The organism is Streptomyces sp. NPDC005004 (assembly GCF_053600675.1).
This window is the reverse complement of the sequence record NZ_JBSGAH010000015.1, coordinates 153,077-178,062: the sequence shown is the minus strand read 5'-3', so window position 1 is coordinate 178,062 and position 24,986 is coordinate 153,077. Positions and strand designations below refer to the sequence as shown.

Annotated in this window: 33 protein-coding genes and 1 riboswitch; of the genes, 21 read left to right on the top strand and 12 right to left on the bottom strand. The window is 72.2% G+C overall.

The annotated features are described in order from the left end of the window. Nucleotides 1–17: 17 nt before the first annotated feature. Nucleotides 18–473 carry a hypothetical protein gene (locus ACWEEU_RS22370; RefSeq protein ID WP_451734502.1) on the bottom strand — a complete coding sequence of 152 codons (456 nt, stop codon included), beginning with the start codon at nt 471–473 and terminating at the stop codon, nt 18–20. Nucleotides 474–598: 125 nt separating this feature from the next. After that, complete coding sequence (locus tag ACWEEU_RS22365; RefSeq protein WP_451734500.1) at nt 599–1,423, bottom strand: DUF1684 domain-containing protein; 825 nt, start codon at nt 1,421–1,423, stop codon at nt 599–601. Between the two features lie 128 nt (nt 1,424–1,551). On the opposite strand from ACWEEU_RS22365, the gene ACWEEU_RS22360 reads away from it, so the two are divergent. After that, nucleotides 1,552–1,881 (top strand): hypothetical protein, encoded by a 330-nt coding sequence (locus ACWEEU_RS22360; RefSeq protein ID WP_385740623.1) that lies wholly within the window; start codon nt 1,552–1,554, stop codon nt 1,879–1,881. An 80-nt stretch (nt 1,882–1,961) separates the two neighbouring features. Here the strand turns inward: ACWEEU_RS22360 and ACWEEU_RS22355 are convergent, their stop codons facing one another. From ACWEEU_RS22355 to ACWEEU_RS22345, 3 genes are all read right to left on the bottom strand, one after another. Then, entirely contained in the window at nt 1,962–2,885 is a 924-nt protein-coding gene (locus ACWEEU_RS22355) for an LLM class F420-dependent oxidoreductase (RefSeq protein ID WP_385740626.1), read from the bottom strand. 348 nt (nt 2,886–3,233) lie between these two features. Beyond that, complete coding sequence (locus ACWEEU_RS22350) at nt 3,234–4,550, bottom strand: PP2C family protein-serine/threonine phosphatase (RefSeq protein WP_451734498.1); 1,317 nt, start codon at nt 4,548–4,550, stop codon at nt 3,234–3,236. A gap of 506 nt (nt 4,551–5,056) precedes the next feature. After that, entirely contained in the window at nt 5,057–5,548 is a 492-nt protein-coding gene (locus tag ACWEEU_RS22345) for an inorganic diphosphatase (RefSeq protein ID WP_385740632.1), read from the bottom strand. Nucleotides 5,549–5,984: 436 nt separating this feature from the next. Here ACWEEU_RS22345 and ACWEEU_RS22340 point away from each other — a divergent pair, with 436 nt between their 5' ends. Further along, nucleotides 5,985–6,482 carry an inorganic diphosphatase gene (locus tag ACWEEU_RS22340; RefSeq protein WP_451734496.1) on the top strand — a complete coding sequence of 166 codons (498 nt, stop codon included), beginning with the start codon at nt 5,985–5,987 and terminating at the stop codon, nt 6,480–6,482. A 104-nt stretch (nt 6,483–6,586) separates the two neighbouring features. Here the strand turns inward: ACWEEU_RS22340 and ACWEEU_RS22335 are convergent, their stop codons facing one another. Continuing rightward, the gene (locus tag ACWEEU_RS22335) at nt 6,587–7,000 is read right to left on the bottom strand and encodes a cytidine deaminase family protein (protein ID WP_451734494.1); all 414 of its coding nucleotides are present in this window, start codon (nt 6,998–7,000) and stop codon (nt 6,587–6,589) included. A 110-nt stretch (nt 7,001–7,110) separates the two neighbouring features. On the opposite strand from ACWEEU_RS22335, the gene ACWEEU_RS22330 reads away from it, so the two are divergent. Further along, complete coding sequence (locus ACWEEU_RS22330) at nt 7,111–8,343, top strand: MFS transporter (RefSeq protein WP_451734492.1); 1,233 nt, start codon at nt 7,111–7,113, stop codon at nt 8,341–8,343. 4 nt (nt 8,344–8,347) lie between these two features. Here ACWEEU_RS22330 and ACWEEU_RS22325 read toward each other — a convergent pair whose 3' ends face one another. Both ACWEEU_RS22325 and ACWEEU_RS22320 read right to left on the bottom strand, forming a co-directional pair. Beyond that, the gene (locus tag ACWEEU_RS22325; protein WP_451734490.1) at nt 8,348–8,839 is read right to left on the bottom strand and encodes a YbaK/EbsC family protein; all 492 of its coding nucleotides are present in this window, start codon (nt 8,837–8,839) and stop codon (nt 8,348–8,350) included. After that, complete coding sequence (locus tag ACWEEU_RS22320; protein WP_385740647.1) at nt 8,832–9,425, bottom strand: GNAT family N-acetyltransferase; 594 nt, start codon at nt 9,423–9,425, stop codon at nt 8,832–8,834. The genes ACWEEU_RS22325 and ACWEEU_RS22320 overlap by 8 nt, the downstream gene beginning before the upstream one ends. 41 nt (nt 9,426–9,466) lie before the next feature. Between ACWEEU_RS22320 and ACWEEU_RS22315 the strand changes: the two genes are divergently transcribed. Together ACWEEU_RS22315 and ACWEEU_RS22310 are read left to right on the top strand one after the other, a co-directional pair. Then, nucleotides 9,467–10,060: a TetR/AcrR family transcriptional regulator gene (locus tag ACWEEU_RS22315; protein ID WP_385740650.1), complete on the top strand. Its 594-nt coding sequence runs from the start codon at nt 9,467–9,469 to the stop codon at nt 10,058–10,060. 35 nt (nt 10,061–10,095) lie between these two features. Next, nucleotides 10,096–11,013, top strand: a complete 918-nt coding sequence (locus ACWEEU_RS22310) for an aminoglycoside phosphotransferase family protein (protein WP_451734487.1) — start codon at nt 10,096–10,098, stop codon at nt 11,011–11,013. Nucleotides 11,014–11,177: 164 nt separating this feature from the next. Here the strand turns inward: ACWEEU_RS22310 and ACWEEU_RS22305 are convergent, their stop codons facing one another. Further along, a complete protein-coding gene (locus ACWEEU_RS22305) occupies nt 11,178–12,167 on the bottom strand; it encodes an SRPBCC family protein (protein ID WP_385740656.1) in 990 nt (329 codons plus the stop codon). A 3-nt stretch (nt 12,168–12,170) separates the two neighbouring features. Next, nucleotides 12,171–13,043: a histone protein gene (locus ACWEEU_RS22300; protein WP_451734485.1), complete on the bottom strand. Its 873-nt coding sequence runs from the start codon at nt 13,041–13,043 to the stop codon at nt 12,171–12,173. A gap of 286 nt (nt 13,044–13,329) precedes the next feature. Here ACWEEU_RS22300 and ACWEEU_RS22295 point away from each other — a divergent pair, with 286 nt between their 5' ends. The 9 genes from ACWEEU_RS22295 to ACWEEU_RS22255 all read left to right on the top strand — a co-directional run bounded on the left by ACWEEU_RS22295 (nt 13,330) and on the right by ACWEEU_RS22255 (nt 18,451). Further along, on the top strand, nt 13,330–13,647 hold the full coding sequence (locus tag ACWEEU_RS22295; RefSeq protein WP_451734483.1) for a gas vesicle protein GvpO: 318 nt from the start codon (nt 13,330–13,332) through the stop codon (nt 13,645–13,647). A 38-nt stretch (nt 13,648–13,685) separates the two neighbouring features. Continuing rightward, nucleotides 13,686–14,153: a gas vesicle structural protein GvpA gene (locus ACWEEU_RS22290; protein ID WP_451734482.1), complete on the top strand. Its 468-nt coding sequence runs from the start codon at nt 13,686–13,688 to the stop codon at nt 14,151–14,153. Nucleotides 14,154–14,156: 3 nt separating this feature from the next. Continuing rightward, entirely contained in the window at nt 14,157–14,870 is a 714-nt protein-coding gene (locus ACWEEU_RS22285) for a GvpL/GvpF family gas vesicle protein (protein WP_385740668.1), read from the top strand. A gap of 10 nt (nt 14,871–14,880) precedes the next feature. Beyond that, nucleotides 14,881–15,132 carry a gas vesicle protein GvpG gene (locus ACWEEU_RS22280; protein ID WP_385740671.1) on the top strand — a complete coding sequence of 84 codons (252 nt, stop codon included), beginning with the start codon at nt 14,881–14,883 and terminating at the stop codon, nt 15,130–15,132. 48 nt (nt 15,133–15,180) lie between these two features. Further along, nucleotides 15,181–15,870, top strand: coding sequence for a gas vesicle protein (locus ACWEEU_RS22275; protein WP_451734480.1), 690 nt, complete (start codon nt 15,181–15,183; stop codon nt 15,868–15,870). After that, nucleotides 15,863–16,678, top strand: coding sequence for a GvpL/GvpF family gas vesicle protein (locus ACWEEU_RS22270; protein WP_451734478.1), 816 nt, complete (start codon nt 15,863–15,865; stop codon nt 16,676–16,678). Before ACWEEU_RS22275 ends, ACWEEU_RS22270 begins: the two co-directional genes overlap by 8 nt. Further along, nucleotides 16,675–16,914 (top strand): gas vesicle protein, encoded by a 240-nt coding sequence (locus tag ACWEEU_RS22265; protein ID WP_385740677.1) that lies wholly within the window; start codon nt 16,675–16,677, stop codon nt 16,912–16,914. The genes ACWEEU_RS22270 and ACWEEU_RS22265 overlap by 4 nt, the downstream gene beginning before the upstream one ends. Beyond that, on the top strand, nt 16,904–17,347 hold the full coding sequence (locus ACWEEU_RS22260; protein ID WP_451734476.1) for a gas vesicle protein K: 444 nt from the start codon (nt 16,904–16,906) through the stop codon (nt 17,345–17,347). The genes ACWEEU_RS22265 and ACWEEU_RS22260 overlap by 11 nt, the downstream gene beginning before the upstream one ends. 90 nt (nt 17,348–17,437) lie before the next feature. Further along, nucleotides 17,438–18,451, top strand: coding sequence for an SDR family NAD(P)-dependent oxidoreductase (locus tag ACWEEU_RS22255; RefSeq protein WP_451734474.1), 1,014 nt, complete (start codon nt 17,438–17,440; stop codon nt 18,449–18,451). Between the two features lie 4 nt (nt 18,452–18,455). Here ACWEEU_RS22255 and ACWEEU_RS22250 read toward each other — a convergent pair whose 3' ends face one another. Both ACWEEU_RS22250 and ACWEEU_RS22245 read right to left on the bottom strand, forming a co-directional pair. Next, nucleotides 18,456–19,310, bottom strand: coding sequence for an alpha/beta fold hydrolase (locus tag ACWEEU_RS22250; RefSeq protein WP_451734472.1), 855 nt, complete (start codon nt 19,308–19,310; stop codon nt 18,456–18,458). Nucleotides 19,311–19,319: 9 nt separating this feature from the next. Continuing rightward, nucleotides 19,320–19,865, bottom strand: coding sequence for a nucleotidyltransferase family protein (locus tag ACWEEU_RS22245; RefSeq protein WP_451734523.1), 546 nt, complete (start codon nt 19,863–19,865; stop codon nt 19,320–19,322). Between the two features lie 303 nt (nt 19,866–20,168). Here ACWEEU_RS22245 and ACWEEU_RS22240 point away from each other — a divergent pair, with 303 nt between their 5' ends. The 7 genes from ACWEEU_RS22240 to ACWEEU_RS22210 all read left to right on the top strand — a co-directional run bounded on the left by ACWEEU_RS22240 (nt 20,169) and on the right by ACWEEU_RS22210 (nt 24,928). After that, nucleotides 20,169–20,258: a putative leader peptide gene (locus tag ACWEEU_RS22240; RefSeq protein ID WP_385740689.1), complete on the top strand. Its 90-nt coding sequence runs from the start codon at nt 20,169–20,171 to the stop codon at nt 20,256–20,258. Nucleotides 20,259–20,371: 113 nt separating this feature from the next. Beyond that, on the top strand, nt 20,372–21,274 hold the full coding sequence (locus ACWEEU_RS22235) for a glutathione S-transferase C-terminal domain-containing protein (protein ID WP_451734470.1): 903 nt from the start codon (nt 20,372–20,374) through the stop codon (nt 21,272–21,274). 77 nt (nt 21,275–21,351) lie between these two features. Further along, a riboswitch (SAM riboswitch) is annotated at nt 21,352–21,461 on the top strand. A gap of 35 nt (nt 21,462–21,496) precedes the next feature. Then, on the top strand, nt 21,497–21,643 hold the full coding sequence (locus ACWEEU_RS22230) for a hypothetical protein (RefSeq protein ID WP_385740695.1): 147 nt from the start codon (nt 21,497–21,499) through the stop codon (nt 21,641–21,643). Nucleotides 21,644–21,787: 144 nt separating this feature from the next. Beyond that, nucleotides 21,788–22,762, top strand: coding sequence for an amino acid ABC transporter permease (locus tag ACWEEU_RS22225; protein ID WP_451734467.1), 975 nt, complete (start codon nt 21,788–21,790; stop codon nt 22,760–22,762). Continuing rightward, complete coding sequence (locus tag ACWEEU_RS22220) at nt 22,759–23,547, top strand: amino acid ABC transporter ATP-binding protein (protein ID WP_385740699.1); 789 nt, start codon at nt 22,759–22,761, stop codon at nt 23,545–23,547. Before ACWEEU_RS22225 ends, ACWEEU_RS22220 begins: the two co-directional genes overlap by 4 nt. Nucleotides 23,548–23,656: 109 nt before the next feature. Next, nucleotides 23,657–24,679 carry an ABC transporter substrate-binding protein gene (locus ACWEEU_RS22215; RefSeq protein WP_451734465.1) on the top strand — a complete coding sequence of 341 codons (1,023 nt, stop codon included), beginning with the start codon at nt 23,657–23,659 and terminating at the stop codon, nt 24,677–24,679. A 36-nt stretch (nt 24,680–24,715) separates the two neighbouring features. After that, the gene (locus ACWEEU_RS22210; protein ID WP_451734463.1) at nt 24,716–24,928 is read left to right on the top strand and encodes a putative leader peptide; all 213 of its coding nucleotides are present in this window, start codon (nt 24,716–24,718) and stop codon (nt 24,926–24,928) included. The last annotated feature ends 58 nt before the right edge of the window (nt 24,929–24,986 follow it).

Below are 24,986 nucleotides of genomic sequence, written 5' to 3'. Positions count from 1 at the left end.
GCGGTGAGCGGAGCCGTTCAGAGAGCCATGGGCCGGTATGCGAGAGCCTCGGCGACGATCCGCTCGGGCGAGGCATCGCGTAGCCCGGCCGGTGGGTGGAAGATTAGGTCGCTGATCCGGGGGTGGGGCACGTTGGCCCGGAGGAGCCGCAGGCAGTAGTCGGACTCCGGGCTGCCGGAGAGGACCCTGCGGACCAGCTCGGTGAGTTCGTCCGCGGTGACGTCCGCGACCCTGGGCCGGGCTGGGCGGGCGGCCTCCGACGCCAACGCGCTCAGGCTTCGGCTGCCGTCGTACTCGGTGAAGTCCGGTGCCTCGTAGGCGTGGCCCGTCTTCGAGTTGAAGGCGCTGATCTCGTCGCCCGCCTCGCCGGCTCCGCCGCGCACCAGCTCGGCGATCCGCTCGATGTCGCGGGAGAGCTCCTCCAGCCGCTGCGCGCTCACGGGCGGGGGCGACAGTTCCGGTCTCAGGTCCACAGCCGCATTGTGTCCTGTCGTCGGCGGCGTGAGGCTGGGGCACCCTCCGACGAAGGCGGCTGTCGACCTCCCCGGGCACCTCGCCTCACGCCCCCACGGCTCGCCTCAGCCGACGGGCACCCCGCTCACGACCCCCCGCGCTCCCGCGGGATCTTCTCCCCCGCCTCGATCGCCACCGGCAGCCGGTTCTCTGCCGGGGGGAGCGGGCAGGTGGCGAGGTCCGTGTACGCGCACGGGAGGTTGGCGGCGCGGTTGAAGTCCAGGACGACCGTGCCGTCGACGGCGGGCGGGTCGATGGTGAGGGCGCGGTTGGCGGCGTAGGTGGTGACACCGGAGGTGGCGTCGGTGAACAGGACCATCAGGCGGCCCTCGCCCGCGCCCGGGAACACGGTCAACGAGAGCGCCTGGCCGTCGAGTTCGAACTCGATCCGGCCCGGAGCGTCGTACACGTGCTCAAGGCCCTCGACCGCCGCGCCGACCGTGGTGGGGCGGGGGGTGTCGAAGGGGACGTAGCGGCCGGTGACGGCCCAGCGGGGGTCGGGGGCGTAGGCGGGGGTGCCGGTGAAGGCCGTCCGCAGGGGGGCGTCCGGGTGGCGGGGGCGGACGATGTCGTGGCCGCCGCGCTTGGCGACCTCGATGACGGCGTCGCCCCAGACGGCGTCGACCCCGCCGCGTTCGGGGAGGACGCCGAAGTGGTGCTCGCCCCGGACCGGCACGCCGTCCACCAGCACCTCTTCGCCCTCGTCCAGGTCCACCACGACGCCCTCGGCGCCGGTGTGCCAGGCGCCCGGCGCGTCGGGGAAGCGCTGCGGGCGGTCGTCCAGCCAGTGCAGGCCGGTGATCGCCAGGAAGCCGTGCGGGGCGGAAAGCCGTGCCTCGTGGGCGCGGTACCACTCCAGCCAGTCCTCGGTGAACGCCCGGAGGTCCGTCGTGGTCGCTTCGGTGGTCATGCGAGCTCCTTCATTGCGTGGGGTGGTACGGGGGGATGCGGGAAGGGACGGCCGCGACGACGTGACGCGGTCGGCGTGCGCGTCGGCCACGGACCGTCACTGACAAGGCGTCTGGGAGACTCGTGCGAATGCAGCCGTTTTTGACGAACCCCGACAGCGTCAAGGGACCCGTGACGCTCCTCGACGACCAGGGGACGGGCTGGGTCCTGTACCGCAAGCGGCTCGACCTGCGCGTGGTGCGTCGGCTCGTCAAGGACGCCGGCACACCTCTGGTCTGGGGGGACATGGGCGGCACGAGCCCCCGGCTCACGTCGGCGGCCGAACGGTCGGTGGCCTGGGAGCGGATCAAGGACGCGTACATGGGACCGGGCGGAACGTCCCCGACCGGCCGCTACCTGGCCCACGAGTTCCGCGCCGAGCCGGGGCGGCGCATGGTCTATATCGAGGACCACTGCTGACTTCCGCGTGCCGTGAGCCACCGGCCACCTCCGAGTCGACGCCGCGGAAAGCCGCCCCACCCGGCGCGCCGGCAAGAGCATCAGGCGGCCAGCTCGCCGAGCAGGTCCCAGGTGCGGCGCCGGTCCTCGTCGCCCGCGATCTCCGTGCCGGAGAAGACGACCTCGGTCGCACCGGCGTCGCGGTAGCGCCGTACCTCCGCCGCGACCGTCTTCTCGTCGCCGATCACGGCCACGTCGGAGGCGCGGCGGGCGCCGGAGAGTTCGAGGACGCGGGCGTAGGACGGGATCTGTTCGTAGAAGGCGAGGTGGTCGGTGGCCTTCCGCCGCACCGCCTCCACGTCGTCCGTGACCACGCCGGGCACGAGGGCGACGACGCGGGGCGCGGGACGGCCGGCGGCCTCGGCCGCGGCGGTCAGGGCGGGGACGATGTGGTCCGCGAGGGCACGCGGTCCGGCAAGGTAGGGCAGGATGCCGTCCGCCAGTTCGCCGCTGACCCGCAACGCCTGCGGTCCCATCGCGGCGACCAGGATCGGTACGCCGTCCTCGGCACCCGGTACGCGCGCGGGGACCGGAGTGGTGGCGGTCAGCAGCTCACCGTGGAAGTCGGCCGTGCCGGTCTGCGTCAACTGCCGTAGCGCCGTGAGGAATTCGCGCAGCCGGGCGATGGGTCGTTCGAAGGGCAGCCCGAAGCCGGTCTCGGTCAGGAGCTTGGTGCCGAGCGCCAGACCGAGGTGGTACCGGCCGTGCGTGGCCGCCTGGGCGGTCAGCGCCTGGCTGGACACGAGCAGCGGATGGCGGCCGAAGACGGGGATCGCGGAGGTGCCCACCTGCAACCCGGGCACCTCCCGCCCGACGATCGCCGCGAGCTGCGGCGAGTCCGCGCCGAAGGTCTGCCCGAACCACGCCGACCGCAGCCCGGCGTCCGCCGCCTCCTGGGCAAGCCGCACGGTGGCGTCCACCTGATTGGGCGCTTCGGCCGCGTTGAGTGCTACTCCCACAGTCATGTCAGGGAAAACGGGCGTGGGCGGGACCGCATTCCGGTTCTTCTGTGACAGCTTCTTGTCAGTCACATGTACAGGCCGCACATATGTGCGAGTCGCATATGTGCGGGTTACATATGTGTGCGGTGCTATGGCCCGAGGGCTTCACGGGTGGATCAGCGTTCGGGTGCCGTGCGTGTCGCGCGCGGCAGGCGGCAGGTCGCCTGGCGTCTGCTTGAGGTGCCCGTGCCGGCCGCCCGGTGGATCCGTTCCGGCAAATCACCTACGGGCTGGAGGAGTTGGACGAGAGTGCGAGAGCGCGTTCCGTGACGAGGAACGGCGAGGTGAGCCGCCCCGCGCGGCGGCGGTCGGTCAGCCGGGCGAACCTGGGGGAACTCGCATGGCCAGGACGGCGATGTCGTCCTGTCGGTCGTCACCCATCCGGGCGAGCAGCTCGTCGAGGAAGACCTCCAGCGGCTCGCTCGCGAACGCCGTCGCGTACTGGCGCAGCCGGGTCAGACCGCGTCCGATGTCCTCGCCGGGGCGTTCCACGAGCCCGTCGGTGTAGAGGAGGAACGTGCAGCCGGGCGGCAGGACGAGGTGCGCGGTGTCGCGGTCGAGGTCGGGGTCCACACCGAGGACGGGGGCGTGCCCCTCCTCCAGGAGGTCGCCGCGGCCGTCGGGGCAGACCAGCAGGGGCGGCAGATGCCCGGCGTTCGTCCAGTGCAGCCGCCAGGGCGCGTCCGGGGGCGTCTCCACCCGGGCGATGACCGCCGTGACGAGTTCGACGGCGGTCAGGCCCTGCATCACCCGGTCGAGGCGGCCCATCGTGCCCGCCGGGTCGTCCCCGCTGTCGTAGGCGAGGGCGCGCAGCATGTTGCGCAACTGCCCCATGCGGACGGCGGCGGTCAGATCGTGGCCGACCACGTCACCGATGGCCAGGATCAGCGAGCCGTCGGGCAGCCGGAACGCGTCGTACCAGTCGCCGCCCACCTCTGCCCGCTCCCGCGCGGCCACATAGCGCGCGGCCAACTGGACGTCCCCGACGCCGGACAGGTCCGGCAGCAGGGAGAGCTGCAACTGCTCGGCGGTGTGCTGCTGGAGCGCGTAGAGCCGGGCGTTGTCCAGCGCGAGGCCCGCCCGGTGTCCGAGGTCGGCGGCCAGCGCCTGTTCCTGCTCGTCGAAGGGGGTCGCCGGAGCGCGCCGGACGAGAGTCAGCGCGCCGAGCGCCTGCCGCCGGGCGCGCAGCGGCACGATCAGCGCGGTCTCCGCGCCCAGGCTCCGGTACAGCCGCCACTGCGCTGCGTTCAGCGGGTCCTCCGGCTCCGCCGTGGAGAAGGCGTCGATCACCAGGGGACCCGCGCCGCGCAGCACCTTGGCCAGCACGGCCGCCGACTCGCCCGGCGCGGGCAGGGACGCGCCCGGCAGGACCCGTACCGCCCGCTCCGGGTCACGGTCCGTGACCGTCAGCCGGCGCAGGCCGTCGCCCTCGATCACGTCGATCACACAGGCGTCGGCCAGGTTGGGCACCACCACCCGGGCGAGCCGGCGCAGCGCCTCTCCGGCGTCCAGGCTGGACGCCAGCGCGCGGCTCGCCTCGGCCAGCAGACGCAGCCGCGCCGCCGAGGCCGCCGGAGCGGACGCGTCGGACTCGGCTTCCGGCTGTGGTGGGTCGTCGTCCCGCTTCATCGCACTCCCTCTCCTTGTGTCTCCTTTGTAACCTTTGTCGCTCGGGGTTCGGAAACCTCAGCGTGTTGGCCTCCGGCGGTTCGGCGGGCCGGGTTGGAGGCGTGCGGTGGTCCGGCGGGCCCGGCTGCTGCCGCCCTGCCCTCGTCGGTCTTTGGCGCCATGTCCTCGGCAGCGGGTGCGCCGCTGTCCGTCGCCGTTCGGCAGAGGCCATCGGCACGGGAGTGCGTCAAGGGCGAGCCTCATCGCCGCTTCCATCGCGCGAGAACGGACCCAGCTCGCGATGACGGGCCGACTGGGTGACCCAGAAAGGCGGTTCGGGTGACGTCGGCCGCGCTCACGACCGCCGCGTTCGCGGTCTTCGTCGCCGACTGCGCCGACCGGCGCGCGTATCTCATGCGCGCCCCGAGGCGGTTGAACCTACCGCCGGTACGGGGGACGTGGGTCCGGGTCGTGGCCGCACATCACGCGAGGCGCCCAGGGGCTACGGGCGACGGGTCGGCGGGCTCTCACTCCACGCACCCCGTCAGCCGCTCGTACGCCAGCCGCGCCTCCGTCAGGAACTCCTCCGCCGCCGTGGCCCCCTCGAAGTCCATGACGCGCCAGCGGTGGGAGCGGTCGAAGCGGCGCAGCACGGTCGCGAGGGTGTCCTCGTCGGCGTGCCAGGTGCGCAGGGTGCTCACATCGGCGAGGGAGGCGAAGTTCGCGTCGTGCGCGGGCACGCACAGCACGCGGGTCTCCGGGCGGCCGTCCACCAGCGCGTGCAGCAGGGCCACGGGCCGGGCCCGTACGGTACGGTCCGGCAGCGCGGGTTCCTCCATGAGCAGCAGGACGGGGACCGTACCGCCCTGCCCGGTGAGGGTGTCGCCGATCCGTCCCGAGCCGACCGGATACCCGGTCACCCGGGTCGAGCCCGCGCTCACGAGGTCGTACCCGTCCGAGCCGTCGGGCGGGGCGAACGGCGAGCCGATCGTCGCGTCCACCGTGACCAGGAACTCCATCGCAGCCACCTCCCGTGATGCGCACACCATCCACGCAGAGGCCATCAGCACGGCCGTGGCACGGTCGGCCGCGCGGTCACAGGGCGAGCCCCATCGCCCCCGGCACCACCATTCTTCCCGCGCGGGGGTGAGGGGCAACCGTGGAGGGGGTCCGACGGGTCGATTCCGGCGGATTGCCGGACCGCACTCGGCGGGGTGCGGTACATCCCGGTGGCCGTCCGGCGAGGTTCAGCGGCTCACGGTGCGGGGGAGGAGTGAGCGGGTACGTTCGCCCGGCGGAGCGCGCCGGGCACGGTGTCGACGTGGCCGGCGGGGAGGTAGGCGATCGGGGACCCCGACCTGGCGCGCAGCCCGTCGTCGCGCCCGGCCGCGCGCACGTGCCGGCCGGCACCCCCGTCACCAGCCCTGTCACCAGTCCCGCCACCAGGAGGAGCCGATGGAACTCGACGTGATCGTGGAGATCCCCCAGGGGTCGCGCAACAAGTACGAGATGGATCACGAACTGCACCGCATCCGCCTCGACAGGATGCTGTTCACCTCCACGCAGTACCCGGCCGACTACGGCTACATCGACGGCACCCTCGGCGGTGACGGCGACCCGCTGGACGCGCTCGTGCTGACCGGCGACCCGACGTTCCCCGGCTGTGTCGTGGAGTGCCGGGCGGTCGGCATGTTCGTCATGCGGGACGAGCACGGTCCCGACGAGAAGATCCTCTGCGTCCCCGCGCACGACCCGCGCTACGCGGATGTGCAGGACATCGACGACATCCCCGGCTTCGACCGGATGGAGATCACCCACTTCTTCGAGGTCTACAAGGACCTGGAGCCCGGCAAGTCCGTCGAGGGCTCCCACTGGGAGGGGCGCGAGCAGGCGTACGCTGAGATCGCCGCCTCCCGCGCCCGCACCGCCGAACCGGCGCGCCAGGGAGCCTGAAACGGGGCGGGACCTGAGGCGGGCGTACACCTCGGCGCCCGCCAGTCCCGCCTCGGGCAGGCTCGGTGCGCCAAGCGGGGCGCTCGCGGCAACGGCTCCGGGCGTCAGTCGGAGTCGAGTTGGTGGTCCGACCAGACGTAGCTCTCGGGGAGCAGGGCGGTGATCGGGAGAGTGTGGAGATGGTCGGTGGGGCCGAGGATGACGTGGGAGGCGGGGAAGTAGTCGAGGAGGACCTGGCGGCAGCGGCCGCAGGGGGGAATGACGCCTCGGTCGCGGTCGCCCACCGCGACGATGGTGTCCAGGGTGTGGATGCCCTGGGCGGCGGCCGTGCCGATCAGGACGAGTTCGGCGCAGGGGCCGCCGGTGAAGTGGTAGGCGTTGACCGCGGTGACGATCCGGCCGTCCGGGGCGCGGCCCGCGGCGGCGACGGTGTGGTTGTCGCCATGGGTGCGGGTGCGGGCGATGTGCGTGGCGGCCTGGACGAGTTCGTGGTCGACGCCGGGGGCCTGTGTGCTCAACTCTTCACCTCGGGAGCCGGATTGATCGGTCGGGGAGTGTGGCGGTGCCTGGTCTCCGGGGGACCTCCGGCGGCGCCTCCTCCTTGATCACGCCCGCATACTATGCGGGCGTGACGCACCCCTTACGTCTCCGGGACTTCCGCCTGCTCTTCGCCGGCCGCACACTGTCCACGCTCAGTGACGCCCTGGTGCCGACTGCCCTGAGTCTCGCCGTCGTACGGCTCACCGGGTCGGCGACCGCTCTCGCGGTCGTGCTCGGGTGCGCGCTCGGTACCCGGCTGCTTCTGCTGCCCGTGGCCGGGGTGCCGGCGGACCACGGCGACCCACGCCGGGTCGCCCTCGGCGCCGACGCGACCCGTGTGCTCACCCAGGCGGTCGTGGCCCTTCAACTCCTCACCGGGCACGCCTCGATCACGGTGATCGCCACGGCCCAGGCGGTGGCGGGCGCGGCCTCGGCCGTCAGCCTCGCCAACCTCTCTCCGCTGCTCACCCGGGTGGCCCCGGTCTCCGGCCCGGCGCGGCAGAAGGCCAACTCCCTGATGGGCGTGGCCAAGAGCGTCGCCCTGCTCGGCGGTCCCGCCCTCGCCGGCCTGCTGATCTGGGCGGTCGGCATCGGCTGGGTCTTCGTGCTCGACTCCGCCGCGTTCGCCGTCAGCGCGGCTCTCATGCCGTTCGTCCGGCTGCGCCCGAAGGCGGGGCCGGCGCCCGCCCGCCGCCCCCTCCGCGCCGGGCTGGTCGAGGGCTGGGCCGAGGTGACGGCGCGGGACTGGTACTGGACCAGCCTCCTCGCCCACGCCGCCTGGAACTTCGCGGCCAACGTCCTGCTCACCCTCGGCCCGCTCGTCGCGGTCACCCGGCTCGGCGGTCAGGGCGCCTGGATCGCCCTGACCCAGGCGGGCGGCATCGGTATGCTCGCCGGGTCACTGCTGGCCGGGCGTGCCCGTCCCCGGCGTCCGGTCCTCGCCGGCAACCTCGTCCTGGCGACCTACGCCCTGCCGCTGGCCCTCTTCGCCACAAGTGCCCCTCTCCCTATGCTGGTTGGCGGTTACGGCATCGCCATGGCGGGCCTCGGCTTCCTCAGCCCCACCTGGCAGACCACCGTCCAGACCGCCATCCCGCCACACGTGCTCGCCCGGGTCGCCTCCTACGACTGGCTGGTATCGCTCGCCGCACAGCCGCTCGGCGTGTTCCTCGCCCCCCTCGCCCTGCGCCTCTGGGGCGCCCGCGTGCCGTTCGCCGCCTCGGCCGTCCTGGTCGCCGTCGTCTGCGCCGGTACCGCCCTCGTCCCGGGCGTACGCGACCTCCGCTCCGACCGGGACGTCGAGGTGGCCCGCGCCGCCTGAACGATCAGGCCGACGCGTTCCGTTCGTCCGCGACCACGGCGGGCTCACCGCCCGTCAGGCCCACCAGTTCCCTGAACGATGTACGGAACACCGTGTGCGCCAGACCGGCGCTCGCCCACACGTGGTCGTACTCGGCCAGCGTGGTGTCGATCAGCGTCCGTACGGGGGCGGGGTGACCCACCGGGGCCACGCCGCCCACTTCCTGGCCGGTCACGGTGAGGACGTACGCGGGATCGGCGTGGCGGATCTTCTTCCGGCCCACGCCGAGGAGGCGGGCCAGGAGACGGGTGTCCACGCGGTGGGCGCCGCTGGTGAGGACGAGCAGGGGTGCGCCGTCGGCGGTGAAGACCAGGCTGTTGGCGATGGCGCCCACCGGGCAGCCGAGTTGGGCGGCCGCGGTCGCCGCCGTCGGCGCGGGGGCCGGAAGTTCGACCACGTCGGCGGTGCTGCCGTAGGCGCGCAGGACCGCGCGGACGCGTTCCACTCGCTCATGCACGGGCGGCTTCCTCTCGTTCTCCGGATGTTCCGGCCGCGACGGCGGGCCACTCCTCGGCGAGGACCGACCATACCTCCTTGTCGAGCCGCACCCCGCGGTACGGATAGCGCTGCCGCAGCACGCCCTCGCGGGTCAGGCCGAGGCGGCGCGCGGCCTCGGTGCTGCGCGTGTTGCCCGAGGCGGCCATCCACTCGACGCGGTGCATCCCGCGCTCGCGGAAGGCCCAGTCGATCAGGATCCGGCAGGCCCGGTTCACCAGGCCGCGCCCCTCGCCCGCGGCCTCCAGCCAGCAGCCGATCTCGCACACCCCGGAGGCGCTGTCGAAGTGGGTGAACATGACACCGCCGACCAGGGTGCCCTCCAGCCAGATGCCGTAGATCCGGCCGGAGTCCCCGGCCTGGCGGTCGGCGTACCGCTGGAGCGTGGCGGTGGCGGTTTCGAGGTCCGTGCTGAAGGTCGCCCACGGTATCCACGGGTCCACCGTGGGCCGGGCGCGGTCGATGTGCTCCAGGAACTCCTGGGCCTGCCAGGGCTCCAGCGGGCGGAGCTGGGCGTCGTCGGTGAGCGGCAGGGCGAACACGGGCACCTCCGGGTACGTAACAAGCGTTCGGTACGTAAGGTAGCAGTATGCCGCCCGCGCCTGTCGACCATGCATCCCGCCGTGAGGACGTGAGCCGTGCCGTGTGGCAGGTGCTCGCCGAGAAGGGGTTCGGCGGGCTGACCCTGCGCGCCGTCGCCGCCGCGATGGGCGTCTCCACCGGGATGCTCATGCACTACTTCCCGGCCAAGCGCGCCCTGATCGCGCACGCCCTGAGCCTGCTGGAGAGCAACACGGCAGGGCGGCCGCGCCGCGAGCACCCCGCCCCCGGCCTCGCCACCGTCCGGGCCATGCTCCTCGACATCCTGCCGCTGACCCCCGACGACACCGCCCGCAACCGCATCTGGGTCAGCTCCTGGGACCTGTCCCTGGCCGACGACGCCCTCGCCGCCGAACAGGCCGACCGCTACACGCGGTTGCGCGCGACCCTGAGCCCGCACCTCTCGGTCGCCCGTGACGCGGGAGAACTCACAGCCGACGCCGACCCGGACCAACTCGCCGCCGCGGCCGTCGCGTTCACCCATGGTCTCGTCGTGCAGGCGCTCTTCGACCCCGGCCGGTTCCCGGAGGACGTCCAGACCGCGATGCTCGACGGCTTCCTCGCCTCACTCGCGACGCACTGACCGGATCGGTCGCCGTCCCGCTACCGTTGCTCCGCATGACGGCTGCCCAGACGGACATCACCGAGGACCTGATCCGGGATTTGCTGCGCGAGCAGTACCCCGATCTCGCGGACCGCCCCCTGAAGCTCGGGGCACTGGGCTGGGACAACCAGGTGTGGCGGCTCGGCGACGACCTCGCGGTCCGGATGCCGTGGGCGACGGACTCCGCGGACGCGCTGCTGCGCAAGGAACACGCCCTGCTGCCGGGGCTCGCGCCACACCTTCCGCTGCCGATTCCCGTCCCGCAGCGGCTCGGTGAGCCCTCGGAGCGGTTTCCGCGTCCCTGGCTCGTCACCACCTGGGTGCCGGGCGAGCCCGCCGACCGTGCCCCCGCGACGCACCCCACGGAAGCGGCGACCACCCTGGCCGCCTTCCTGACCGCACTCCACCGCCCCGCCCCCGACGACGCCCCCTCCGGCCGCGACCGGGGTGGCGTACTGGCCGACAGCGCCGAACATCTCACCCGGGCGCTCGCCTCCGCCGCCGACCTCGGTCTGGTCCCCGACCCGGACGCCGTCCGGGACGTGTGGGAGGACGCCGCCGCCGCGCCCGCCTGGACCGGCCCCCGTCTCTGGCTCCACGGTGACCTCCACCCCGCCAACGTCCTCACCGCCGACGGCACCTTCTGCGGCGTCATCGACTTCGGCGACCTCTTCGCCGGCGACCCGGCCTTCGACCTCGCCGCCGCGTGGATCCTCCTGCCGGACAGCGCCGTCGACCTCTTCCACGCGGCGTACCGCCCCACCCCCGACCCCGCGACCCTCCGCCGCGCCCGGGGCTGGGCGGTGCTGCGCGCCCTGGCCGGCCTCCACATCGGCCACGCGGGCGACGAGGGCCGCCCCGGAGGCAAGCCGAGCTGGGGCCCTCCGGGCCGGGCGTCGCTGGAACGCCTCACGGCGGCGATGTCTCATTGACCAGCAATCGAGGGGGAGTCGGAGGACGAGTTCAGTCGAAGCGGCCTGGCGCGCGCTGCTCGCCGCCTACGGCGACCCGTGCCTGCCGGAAGGGGCGCTCAAGGTGCTCGCGCAGTCGTGACGCCGAGCACCCTGACTACCGCCAGAAGTGGCGCCCCTAGCGTTCACTCCTCCTCGTCCTCCTCATCCTCCTCGTCCTCGAACTCCTCGTCCTCATCCTCGTATTCGCCGTCGTCCTCGTCCTCGTCTTCGTCCGGGGACTCCTCGTCCTCGTAGCCCTCTTCTTCCTCGCCCTCTTCCGGCTCCTCCTGTTCTTCCTGCTCTTCCTGCTCTTCCTCCTCCATCGCTTCCTCGTGGGTGCGGACCACCTCGCCGTCGCGGATTTCGCCGCGCCAGCCTTCGACGTCGTCCTTGGTGAGGGTCACGTAGCGCTGGAAGTGCTTGAAGTCCAGGCGCAGGCGGCGGCCTTGGGCGCGCCAGAGGTTGCCGGTCTTCTCGAAGAAGCCGGAGGGGTAGTACTCGACCACCAGGACGATGCGGGTCAGGTTGGGCGCGAGTTCGTGGAAGCTGACGCAGCCGTTGGTGGTGCCCTTGGCGCCCTCGGAGGTCCAGACGATGCGGTCGTCGGGGATCTGCTCCTTCACGGTGGCCTTCCAGCCGCGGGTCGAGGGACCGACCTTGGCCTTCCAGTCGCTGCCGATCTCGTCGTGCCGGTTGACGTTGCGGACGCCCTTGGTGAAGCCGCTGAACTTGTCGTACTGCGTCCAGTGGTCGTACGCCTTGCGGATCGGCACGCCCACATCGAGGACCTCGATGATGTTCGTGACCTTGGTGGTCCCCGCGCCGCCTTTGCCCTTGCCCTTGCCGAAGACGTCCTTCGCCTTGCCGACCAGGTTGTCCTTGATGTTCCCGGCCTTCTCGCTGACGATCGCCTTCAGTGGGGACTGACCCCCGAGGACGCGGCTGCCGACGCCGGTGAGGAAGCCGCCGTTGTCGGCGGTGTCGAGCAGTTGCTCCGTCAGGCCGGACATCCGGTCGCCGGCCTTCTCGACCAGGTGCTCCGCCTGTGCGCCGAGGTAGTCGACGAGTTCGTCGCGCAGCATGTCCAGGCCGGAGCCGGGCGCCTTGTCCTTGACGCTGTCCTTGCCAGCCATGGCTTACCTCCCCCGCCCGGCTGTCTTCTTGGCGGCCGTCTTCTTCGCCGCGCTCTTCTTCGCGGGTGCCTTCTTCGCCGGTGCCTTCTTGGCGGGCGCCTTCTTGGCCGCCGCCTTCTTCGGGGGCTGCTTCTTCGCGGCGGGCGCGGACTTCTTCGCCGCCTGCTTCTGCGCCGTCTTCTTGGCCGGTGCCTTCTTCGCCGGAGTCTTCTTCGCGGCGGGTGTCTTCTTGGCAGGTGTCTTCTTGGCTGGGGCCGCCTTGCGGGACGGCGCGGCCTGCTTCTTCTCGGGCGGACGGCGCCGACGCGGCGGTTCCGGCTCCTCTTCCTCTTCTTCTTCCTCCTCTTCCTCCTCGCCGGGCTCCTCTTCCTCGGCCTCGGGCTCCTCCGGTTCCTCCTCCTCTTCTTCTTCCTCCTCCCCGGGTTCCTCCTCCTCGTCCTCGGGCTCCTCGGGCTCCTCCTCCTCCTCCTCCTCCTCGAACTCCGCCTCCTCGACCTCCTCTTCCGGCTCTTCCTCGCCGGGCTCCTCCTCGTCGTACTCCTCTTCCTCCTCTTCCTCGTCCTTCTCCCCGATGCGCCGCGTGCGCTCGTGCAGGGATTCGGCGAGGTCGGCCAGCCTGCGGTCGGCGGTGGCGGCCAGGGCCTTGCGGCCCGCGCTCAGCAGCTCCCCGCGCACCTGCTCGTTCAGCTCGGAGACGCCCGGCACCTCACCCAGGCGTCCCAGCCCTTCGCTCAGCAACTGCTGGGGGTTGAGTCCGAAGCGCCGCCCGGCGAGATACGTCGCCAGGCCGAAGGCGAGCCGCGCCTTCTTGGTGCGCCCCAGTACGTAGCCACCCGCGACGGCAGCGGCGAGAGCGACTTTGGTCGTGTCGTTCATGAAACGGTCCCTCCACGAGCGGCAGGACGGGTGCCCGCTCTCCCGGCGACAGCCCCGGGCCCAGCCCGCGATCATGAGACGTGGACTACAGACGTAGATGTACAGACGGACAGCGAACGGCGCAGACGGATACGCACACGCCCCACCCCCGTCCACCGCGATGCGCTGATGCGGCACCGGCGAACCTTCATGCGGCATATACGCCGTTATGATGAAATTGTATGTTCGCGCGTGGATTCTGGCGCCCGCTCCGAACCAGCGGAGAGATCCGATCACCGGAGAGACCATGGCCGCAGCAGAAGAACCCGCCAAGCGCCGCGCAGACGGCAGCCGCGGCACCCGCAAGGGCAACGCCGCGTGGGCCATGCGCACCGCGGCCGAGCAGCTGAGCGAGCTGCTCGGGCGGTCCCCCGAATCGGTCTCCGCATTGAAACCCACCGAAGACGGGTGGGAAGCCGATGTCGAGGTACTCGAACTGGAGCGAGTCCCCGAGACCACCAGCGTGATGGCCACCTACCGGGTCACCCTCGACAAGGAGGGCGATCTCGTGGCGTACGAGAGGACCCGTCGCTACACCCGAGGACAGATCGACCGGCGAGGCTGAGGCGAGGCGCCCGGGCGGCCGGTGAAGGGAGAGGCGCCATGAGCCTGGTGCCACAAGGCGGAGGACCGGTCGCCCAGGGCGGCGGCGGGAGCGGAAGCCTCTACGACGTCCTGGAGCTCATCCTCGACCGAGGGCTCGTCATCGACGTGTTCGTGCGGGTGTCCCTGGTCGGGATCGAGATCCTGAAGATCGACGCCCGCGTCGTCGTGGCCAGCGTCGACACGTATCTGCGGTTCGCGGAGGCGTGCAACCGGCTCGACCTCGAATCCGGCCGGAAGGCTCCCGCCCAGCTCACCGACATCGTCGGCGACTCGATGGAGAGCGGCGCCCAGGGCAAGTCCAAGGGCGCCATCACCGGCGCCGTCGAGGCGGTCACCGACTCGCTCAAGGGCGCGACCGGCGGTGACCAGGAAGAGGAGGAAGAGGAGGAGCCCGTGGAGAGGAAGCGGCGTCCGGCCCGGCGGTCCTCCCGGCGGGAGCGGAGTTCGGCCCGCGAGAAGGAATGAGCCATGGCCGTATACATCTACTCCGTCACCGGAAAACAGCACCCGCTGCGTCTCGACGGTCTGCGCGGCGTCGGCGAGAACCCGTCCGGCCTGCGCGCGGTGACCGCGGGCGAGCTGAGCGCCGTCGTCAGCGACGCGCCCGACAACCTGCGCCCCAAGCGCCGCGACATCGGCGCGCACCAGGAGGTGCAGGAACGGCTCATGGCCGATGGCACCATCCTGCCGCTGCGCTTCGGGCTCGTCGCGGAGGACGACGACGCCGTACGGGCCGCCCTGGAGGAGCGCGCCGACGAGTACACCGAGCGGCTCCGGGCACTCGAAGGATGCGCCGAGTACCACCTGAAGGCCAGGCAGGACGAGGACAGCCTGCTGCGGCAGATCCTTGAGGAGTCCAGCGCCGCACGGGAGCTGAACGACGCGATCCGCGCCGGTACCGCAGATGCGGGCGCGCCCGTGCGCCTGGGCGAGATGGTCGCACGGGAGGTGCAGGCCCGGCAGGAGGCGCTGGCCACCGGAGTGGTCGAGGCGCTGCGCCCGTTCGCACGGGACGTGGACTCCACCCAGCCGACCGGCGAGGACTTCCTCAGCGTGTCCTTCCTGGTGCCCGAAGATCAGGAAGAGCCCTTCCTGACCACCGAGTTGAGCGTCGCGCACCAACTGGGCGACGACCTCGACCTGCGCCTGCACGGCCCACTTCCTCCCTACAGCTTCGTCTGAGGACAGTCCCATGGGTCTCTTCACACAGCTCGTGACCCTGCCGCTCGCACCGGTGCGCGGCGTCGGCTGGGTGATGCAGCGCGTCCTGGAGGCGGCCGAGAACGAGTACTACGACCCGGCCCCCGTCAAGCGTGAACTCGCCGAACTGGAACGGCGGCTGGTCGCCGGGGAGATCGACGAGGAGACCTTCGACCGGCGCGAGGACGAACTGCTCGACCGGCTGGAGGAGATCCGGGCCCGCCGACAGGGCGGACAGACCTGACCCGGCACCCGGCACGCACCCGGCACCGACGGAACACGAGGCATCACCGTGACCGAACCCATGGCCAGCCGGCTCGGCTCCACCCCCTCGCGGGCGGCGCCGCCGTACGGACAGGGCTCCTCCGCCAACCTCGCCGACATCCTGGAGCGGGTGCTCGACAAGGGCATCGTCATCGCGGGCGACATCCAGATCAACCTGCTCGACATCGAGCTGCTCACCATCAAACTCCGGCTGCTCGTCGCCTCCGTCGACAAGGCGAAGGAGATGGGCATCGACTGGTGGGAGCACGATCCCGCGCTGTCCTCGCGCAGCCGCGGCGAGGGGCAGCGGTCGCTCGCCGAGGAGAACCAGCGGCTGCGCGAGGAGATCGAGACGCTGCGGCAGGAACGGGAGCTCGCCGAGCCGGGAGAGGCCGTAGAGGTCGGTGAACTGGTCGAGAGCGACGAACCGGCCGACGACGAAGAGGCCGAGGAAGAGGAGGAACTGGCCGACATCGAAGAACCGGAAGAAGAGGAGCCCGAAGAAGAGGAGCTGGAGGAAGAGGAGCCGGAAGAAGTGGAGCTGGAGGAAGAAGAGCCGGAAGAGGTCGACGAGCCGGCCGAACCCGAGGAGAAACCACGTACCAGGAGGACACGTCCGCGTACGGAACGCTCGGGTACTGAACGCTCGCGTACGGGACGTGCGCGCACCGAGCGGCCGCGTACCGCGCGCACCCGTCGACGGACCCGCGATGAGTGACCTCCTCACCTACGCGTACGCCGTCGCCCGCGCCGCCGACGGCCTGGACGCGGCCGCCGCGGCGCTCGACGGCGTGGCCGGAGCCCCGGTCCGGCTGCTGCCCTCCGCCCGCGACGACACGCTGCTGCTCGTGACCGGACAGGTCCCCGCCGAGGACTTCCGCGAGGACGCCCTCGCCCGGCATCTGGAGGACCTGGACTGGCTGGAGGCCGTCGCCCGCGCCCACCACCAGGTGATCGAGACCCTGGGCGCCCGGACGACCGTACTGCCCCTGCGCCTCGCGACCGTGTACCTGGACGACGCGCGGGCGCGGGACGTGCTGGACGAGGGGCGGGAGCTGTTCGCGGCCCGGCTCGACCGGCTGGCCGGACACGTCGAGTGGGGCGTGAAGATCTACGCCGACCCCGCGTCGGCCGCGCCGGAACCCGACGCCGGGTCCGCGGCGGGGCTGACCCCCGGCCGCTCCTACCTGCGCGGACGCAGGCGGCAGCAGACCCACCGCGACAGCGTCCACCGGGCCGCGCAGCAGGCCGCCGCCGCGGTCGAGGAGGCCGGGCGGCGCTACGCCGTCGAACGGGCCCGGCACCGCGTGCAGCAGGGGGCGCTCGCGGGCGGGGCGGGTGAGAACGTCGTCAACGACGCCTATCTCGTGGCCGGCGAGGACTCCGAGGCGTTCCGGGCCGAGGCGGGCCGCGCCGCCGAGGGGCTGCCGGGTGTCCGGGTGGAGGTCACGGGGCCCTGGGTGCCGTACTCCTTCGCCACACCGGCCACAGGTCACGAGGGCGCGCCGACGGGCGCGGCGCCGTGAACACGCACGTCCCCTCGCCGTCGGACGAGCCGCTGCCGCAGCGGCAGGTCGCGCTCATCGACCTGCTGGACCGGCTGCTGAGCGGCGGGGTCGTCCTGACCGGCGACGTCGTGCTGTCCATCGCCGACATCGACCTGGTGCGCGTGTCGTTGCGGGCGCTGATCGTGTCGATCGGGGAGGCCAGCCCGTCGCCGTTCGCGCTGCCGGCGGGGCCGGGGGACGAGCATGGCGGCTGAGGAGAGGGACCGCTCCGCGGAGCGGGCCGAGAGCCGTTCCGCCGAGGCCGCCCAGGACCGGTTCGCGGAGGTGGCCGAGGCCGCCGAGCGCGCCTTCCGGCTGCTGCCCGCCGCGCCCGGCGATCTGCCGCCCTCCGACAGACGCGACCGCTCACCGGCGCGCCGGATCAGCTCCGACCCCGACACCGTCGAGCGGGACCTCGTCCGGCTGGTCCTCACCCTGGTGGAACTCCTGCGTCAGCTCATGGAACGGCAGGCGCTGCACCGCGTCGACCAGGGGGACCTCACCGAGGAGCAGGAGGAGCGGCTCGGGGCCACGCTGATGATCCTGCACGACCGGATGAAGGGCCTGTGCGCGCGGTACGGGCTCACCATGGACGACCTCAACCTCGACCTCGGCCCGCTGGGGACGCTGCTGCCACCGGCCGACTGACTTCCTCTTGATGTCCCGGCGTACGGGTACTCGGCGGGCGTGCCGTGCCCGGGAGATCCCGGCGTGTGCGGCGCGGGAAGAGGTGAGGACATGGCGGTTCCCCGGCACACCATGCCCCACGGCCTGTCGGCGCTGGTGACCGGCTCGTCCCGGGGGCTCGGGCTGCTCATGGCCGAGTGCCTTGTCCGGCGGGGCTGCCGGGTGACCCTGCTCGCCCGGGACACCGACGAACTGGTGCGGGCCGCGCACTGGATGCGGGAGCGGACCGGGAGCCGGGTGGGGCTCGTGCCGTGCGACGTACGGGACCCGGAGGCGGTGGCGGAGGCGGTGCGGCGTACGGCCGAGGCGTCCGGCGGGCTCGACGTGGTGATCGCCAACGCCGGTGTCATCCAGGTCGCCCCCGCCGAGACCGCCGGGAACCGGGCCTTCCGCGACGCCTCGGCCACCATCTTCGAGGGCACCCTGAACACCGCCCTGGCCGCCCTTCCCTATCTGCGCCGCAGCCCGGTCGGCGGCCGGCTCGGGCTCGTCGGCTCGGTCGGCGGGCTGCTGTCGGTGCCGCACATGGTGCCGTACTCGTGCGCCAAGGCGGCGGTGCGCGCGCTGGGTGAGGGGTTGCGCGCGGAGACGGCGGGCAGCGCGGTGAGCGTGACCACCGTGCACCCCGGGCTGATGCGCACCGGCTCGCATCTCCAGGCGGAGTTCGGCGGGCGGGCGGAGGCGGAATACGCCTGGTTCTCCGCCCTCGCGGGCGCGCCCCTGCTGTCCATGGACGCGGAGCGGGCGGCGCGGCGGATCGTCCGTGCCGTCGAGCGCCGCCGTCCCCGCCTTGTGCTCACCCCGGCCGCCCGGCTGGCCTCCGTCGCGCATGGCGTGGCGCCCGACCTCACGACCCGGGCGAGCGGACTCGCGGCCCGCGTGCTGCCCGCGGCACCGGTGGGCGCGGGTGCCGCTGCGCGCGGGGCGATGCGGCAGGGGCACGCGCTGCGCGTCCGGCGCGGTCCGGTGTGGGCGCGTGCGGCGCGGGCCGCGGGGAGCGCGTTGAACGACAGGGCGGCGCGGAGGTACAACCAGAGGCGTCCGGGGCCGCCGACGAGTTCGTGACCGGTTACGGCGCGAGGGAGGACCAGAAGCCCGTCAGCGCCTCGACCACCGCGGCCGGGCGCTGCACGTTGGGGGAGTGGCCGCCCTCCGGGATCTTCGTGAACGGCGCGCCGAGAGCCTTCGCCATCGCCTCCGCCTCCTGCTCCGACCAGGTGTCGTCCGGGGTGCCGAAGACGACGGAGAGGGGAACTCCCTTGTCCTTGAGGTCGGTCGTGCGGTCGGGCTCGGTCAGCAACTGCCGTGCCGCGAGCCGCAGCGCCTCGGGTTCGTTGCGCGCCCAGCGGTCGGAGAGAAACGCCAGGACGTCCGCCGGGACACCGTCCTCGGCCGGGCGGAGATACGGCCACAGGTCGGGTACGGCCACGCTGTCGAGGGCGTCGAGCAGCAGCCCCAGCCGCTCCCGCGTGGGCGTCCCGACCTCGGCCGGGCCGAAGTTCATCAGCGTGAGGGAGGCCCAAGTCTCTTCGGGGCTGCGGCTGTTGAGCACGGCGAGGCGCGACACCAGCCCGCCGTAGGAATGTCCCACCAGATGCACCGGACCGGCGCCGAGCGCTTCGGCGAGTGCTCGCGCGTCCGCGGCGGCGGCGACGCCGTCATAAGCCGGGGCGGCCGACGCCGCACCGGTCTCGTACTGCCCGCGCTGATCCACGGCGTACACCGCGTACCCCGCCTCCCTCAACCCCGGGAGCACCGGCAGAAAGTCCTCCTTGCTCCCGTTGAACCCCGGCACGAGCAGCGCGGTACCCCGCCGCGCGGACCCGCTCGGCACGGCGGCGAGCGCCGCGAAGACGCCCCGCTCCGTCTCCAGCCGGACCCCCCGGACCCCGGGCGGACGGACGATGGTGAGGACTTGGCTCATGGGGCGATGCTACGGCCAGTCCAGGACCGTCAGCTCGGGCCACTGCTCCCGCCACCGGGCGGTCTTCGCCTCGTATACCGATCGCGGGGCGAGCACCGGGTTCGGCCGGACGATCAGGCCGAACACGTCCGACAAGCCGTGCGGGGCGTACACGCGCCACCGCCCTCCGGCCTCCATCCGCACCCCGAGGCAGCACGTCGTCGCGGCGAAGCTGTCGATGGCGGCCTCGGTGGATTCGTATGCCGGGCAGGGCACGCCGAACTTCTCCTCGTACCAGAGGTGGACGCGCGCCTCGTTGCGGATCTCCACCTCTGCGGGCAGGCCCGCGAAGAGACCGCGTCCGGCCCGGATCACCGTGTCCTCGGCCTCCCATGACAGATCACCGGCGTCGAAGTAGAAGAGGTCGTAGTCCTTGATGCCCTCGGTCGGCGGCCGGTCCGTGACGACGTTCCACACGGTCTGGAAGAGGCACCCGGCCGTGACGTACCAGCCGGGCAGGTCCAGCCGCGCGGCCCGCCCCAGCACCTCCGTCAGGACCTCGTTGCGCGACAACATCGCGCGCAGGGCGTGCAGTTGCTCGTCCAGCGGAAGCCGGCTCGGCGTCCACCGCGTCGCGCTCGTGCCGTCGGAAAGCCCGTGGTCCACAGAGGTGCCGCCCTTTCCCGAGAACCCCGGGGTCACCCAACACCACCCGGCACCGCTCTGAACAGAGCGGGAAGAGGTCATCGGGGGTGAACGCCCCCTTGACGGCGCGCCGGAGCGCCCCGACACTCCCCATAGGGAAGCCTAGTGAACAGGTAGGGAAACATGGTGCGCCTGGTGACGGTCTCCGGCCCGAGGGGTCGTGGGGCGTCGTGCGTGCCGCTTCGGATCGCCAACTCCCCCCTGCTCACCTCCCGCCGGCACATCGACCTTCTGCGCGTCTCCAGCGCGATCAGCCTGGTCTGACGCTCCTTTCCAGCCGATTTCAGCCGGTTCCAGCCGGGGCGACGACGCCCCCACCGACGCCGTTTCCGCCGTCGCGCGCATTTCCCGCGTGCCCATACGCCCAGGGGAGACGTATGTCCATCACTCCGCTGTCCTCCACCCCGTTCGCCGCCGTCACCTCGGCGCGCCGCACCGCCGCCGCGCCCTTCCGGGGCCGTATCGGCCGGGACGCGCGCAGCGGCCACTACGCCGTCGCGCACCGCTACCGGCTCCACCTCTCCACCGCCTGCGCCGACGGCCTCCGGCTCGCCATCGGGCACAGCCTCCTCGGCCTGGGCGACACCTGTCCGGTCACCCTGCTGCCCGCCGTCCCCGACTGTCCCGGAGGCGGCCACGCGGCGCTGCGACCGCTGTACGAGGCCAGTGCGCACCACTACACCGGCCCCGCCCACGCCCCGGTGCTCAGCGACGACTGGTCCGGCCGCATCGTCAGCGCCCACGCCCCCGACATCCTGCGCGACCTGGACCACCTCCCGCACCACGGCGACCCTCTCCATCCCGCGGGCTGGGAGTCCACCATCGAGGCCGTCGAACGTCTCTGCGCCGAGGAGATCGAGCAGAGCGCGCAGTACGCGGGCGCCGCCGACACCGGTCCCGCCGCACGCGCCGCCGCGCTCGACGCACTGCTGGATGCCCTGGGCCGCCTGGAGCGCTGGCTGACCGGCGAGGAGTACCTGGTCGACGGCAGGATCACGGCCGCCGACGTCCACCTCTGGGTCTGCCTGGTCCAGCTCGACACCGTGCACCGCTGCCACCTCGACGCCTCCGCCGTCCACCGCATCGCCGACCACCCGGCCCTCTGGTCGTACGCCCGCCGGCTCGCCGCCCACCCCGCCTTCGGCACCCACCTCGACCTCGACGGCATCGCCCGCAGGCACCACGGCCACTGCCAGGGTCTCGAAGCCGCCGGCGCGGCCGTCCAGATCCTGGACTGGGCCGCGCACGCCACCGGTCTCCCACGCACTCCGCGCAGGTGAGAGCGGTCCGGCAGCGTCCAACTGCCGGACAACCGTTGACATTCGAGCGGTCGAATGCCTTACTTGCCGCACAGAACGGTCATGAGCGTCAGCGCCAAGCCCTGGCTCGCTGACCGGCAACCCTCGCATCGCGGTGGGGTGCCCCAGGTGACGACCGGACCGACGACGACTTCGGTAAGCGCGAGGGGCCCCGCGGGGCCTGGACAGTGAACAGGTGACGCCATGAACGCGACCCCCAGGACGGCCGAAGGCCGCTCCCACGGCCGTCGCGTACCGGCGTACGCCGGGCTCCTCGTTGCCGACCGCGCCGTCGATCTGCTCCGGGTCAGCAGCGCGCTGTGTACGGCGCCGGGCCGCTGTCAGGGCTGACAGCCCCCTTCTCTCCCCACCTCGTTCGCGACGCACCCCGCCCAGCGGTGTGCCGTCCGCCGCGCCGTGTGCCGTACGCCGTCGTGACCGCCGTACGGCCCCGCGCATCCCCGGGACACCCGAATCCGCCGGAGCCGCCCTCCCATGAGCGAACCACCAGGCGTCGTCGTCACCGCCGCGCCCATATCTGACGCTCAATCAAAGCAACTGCGAGCGCAGCGAGTTCAGCCACTGCGCAGGCCCGGGCGCTGGATCGCCACCGCCGTCGTGCTCGTGCTGGTCGCCCAGATCGGGCACGGGCTCGCCACCAACCCCTTCTACCAATGGGACCGTTTCCGCTACTGGTTCCTGCGGCCCGCCGTCCTCGACGGACTCCTCGTCACCCTCGAAGTGACCGCACTGGCCGCCGTGCTCGGGCTGTTGGGCGGCATCGTCCTCGCCCTCGGACGGCTCTCCGGGAGCCCGGTGCTGCGGGTGGTGAGCTGGACGTACGTCTGGCTGTTCCGCTCGGTGCCGCTGATCGTCGTCCTGATCTTCCTCTACAACTTCAGCGCGCTGTACCGCACGGTGAGCCTCGGCGTCCCCTTCGGGCCCGCGTTCGTCACCTTCGACGAGTCCCGGCTCGCCACCGACATGACGGTCGCCGTGATCGGCCTCGCCCTCAACGAGGCCGCCTACGCCGCCGAGGTCGTCCGCGGCGGACTGCTCTCCGTCGACCAGGGCCAGCACGAGGCGGCCGCCGCCCTCGGCCTGCCCCGGCGCTACCAGTTCATCCGGATCGTCCTCCCGCAGGCCCTCCGCTCCATCGTGCCGAACTACGTCAACCAGCTCATCGGCCTGGTCAAGAGCACCTCCCTGGTCTTCTACGTCTCCCTGCTCGACCTCTTCGGCACGGTGCAGAGCATGGGCAGCACCTATCCCGGCGACATCGTGCCGCTGCTGCTCGTCGCCACCGTCTGGTACCTCATCCTGACCAGCGCGGTCTCCGTCGTGCAGTACTACGTCGAGCGGTACTTCGCCCGCGGCGCCACCCGCGCCCTGCCCCCGACCCCGCTGCGCAGGGCCCGCACCGCCCTCGCCGGACTCCGCGCCAAGCTGGGTGAGGAGAGCGCCGTATGACCGCCGCCGCCCAGGAGTCCGCCCCCGCCGCGCTGGAGATCCACGGCGTGCACAAGTGGTACGGGGCGCAACGCGTGCTCGACGGCATCGACCTGACCGTGCGGCCCGGCGAGGTCACCGTCATCCTCGGCCCCTCCGGCTCCGGCAAGTCCACCCTGCTGCGGGTCGTCAACCACCTGGAGAAGCCCGAGATCGGCCACGTCAGCGTCGGCGGCGAGCTGATCGGCGTACGGCGCGGAAGCCGGGGTCGGCTCAAGGAGTTGAGCGAGCGGGCGATCCTCGCGCAGCGCGGCCGGATCGGGTTCGTCTTCCAGAACTTCAACCTCTTCCCGCATCTGACCGCCCTCGACAACGTCGCCGCCGCGCCCGTCGCCACCGGCCGCCTCGGCAAGACCGAGGCGAGGGAACTCGCCCGCGAACTCCTCGGCCGGGTCGGGCTCGCGGACCGCAGCGGCGCCTACCCGCGCCAGCTGTCCGGCGGGCAGCAGCAGCGCGTGGCCATCGCCCGCGCCCTCGCCCTGCGGCCCGGCATCATCCTCTTCGACGAGCCGACCTCCGCGCTCGACCCCGAACTCGTCGGTGAGGTCCTCGCCGTCATCAAGGACCTCGCCTCGGGTGGCACCACGCTCGTCATCGTCACCCACGAGATCGGCTTCGCCCGCGAGGTCGCCGACCGGATCGTGTTCATCGACGACGGCCGGATCGTCGAACAAGGACCGCCTTCACAGGTGTTGGACAAGCCTCGGCACGAGCGCACGCGCGACTTCCTGAGCAAGGTCCTCTGAACCCTCCCGTTTCCGCGGGCTCTTCCGTCCGCACGCCTCCCCACGCCTTCCCGCCCCCACGCCTTCCCGCCCCCACACCCTCCCTCCCGTACGAACGACAAGGACAGCCATGCCCCGTGACTCCATCACCCGGCGCCGTGCGGTGCGCGGCACCGTCGCCGCGACCGGCGCCGCCCTCCTCGCGACCCTGCTCGCCGCCTGCGGCGGGGAGAGCGACGCCGCGACCACGACCGACGCCCGGGGCACGGTCACCGTGGGGAAGGTGTCCAACGGCGCCGGCACCGAGACCCGGCTGAAGGTCGGAGAGGTGAAGTCGATCCGCGCCGAACTCCCCGCCGCCGTGAGGAAGAACGGCACCCTGAAGATCGCGGTGGGCGCGCTGCCCGACGGCTTCCCGCCGCTCGCCTTCGTCGGCTCCGACCAGAAGACGCTCACCGGTGCCGAGCCCGACCTTGCCCGGCTGGTCGCCGCGGTGCTCGGGCTGCGGCCCGAGATCCGCAACTACACCTGGGAGAACATGTTCGTCGGCATCGACAGCGGCAAGGCCGACGTCGGTTTCGCCAACATCACCGACACCGAGGAACGCAAGCGGAAGTACGACTTCGCCTCCTACCGCAAGGACAACCTCGGCTTCGAGGTACTGAAGAAGAGCACCTGGAATTTCGACGGCCAGTACCGCAAACTCGCCGGGAAGACGGTCGCCGTGGACAACGGCACCAACCAGGAGAAGATCCTCCTCGAATGGTGCGACAAGCTGAAGAAGGAGGGCAAGACGCTCACCGTCAAGAACTTCGCCAGCAAGAACGCCACCTACCTGGCGCTGACCGGCGGCCGGATCGACGCCTACTTCGGGACCAATCCCGGCCTCGCCTACCACGTGAAGAGGTCCGCAGGGTCGCCGTCCCCGACCCGCAGCGCGGGCACCTACTCCGGCGCGGGCGCCCGGCTCCAGGGGCTGATCGCGGCCACCACGAAGAAGGACAGCGGGCTCGTGAAGCCCCTCGCGGACGCCCTGAACCACCTGATCGACTCGGGTCGGTACGCCAAGTGGCTCGCCGCCTACAACCTGACCAACGAGGCTGTCACCAAGGCGGAGATCAACCCGCCCGGACTGCCGCTGGACAATTCCTGACCCGCCGCCGACCTGCTGCGGAAAAGCGAACGGGTGATGTCCGGCGTGTCGGGAACACCTCCCGGCAGCCGGGCGTTGGCCCTCATGACGAGACGTGAAGAGCCACAGCCGGAGGGGGTGGGGGACATGCCGCAGGGACTCGACCGCGTGCCGTGCCCGCGCCTCCTGAGGACCGCTCGCTCGGTCCTGCTGCACTCCCGGCCGCACATAGACCTCCAGAGGGTGGCCGGCGCGCTCTGTCGCGCCTGACCCGCGTCTTCGACCGCCGCTCCACCGCGCACCCCTGTGTGCGGGGCCAGTGCGTCCA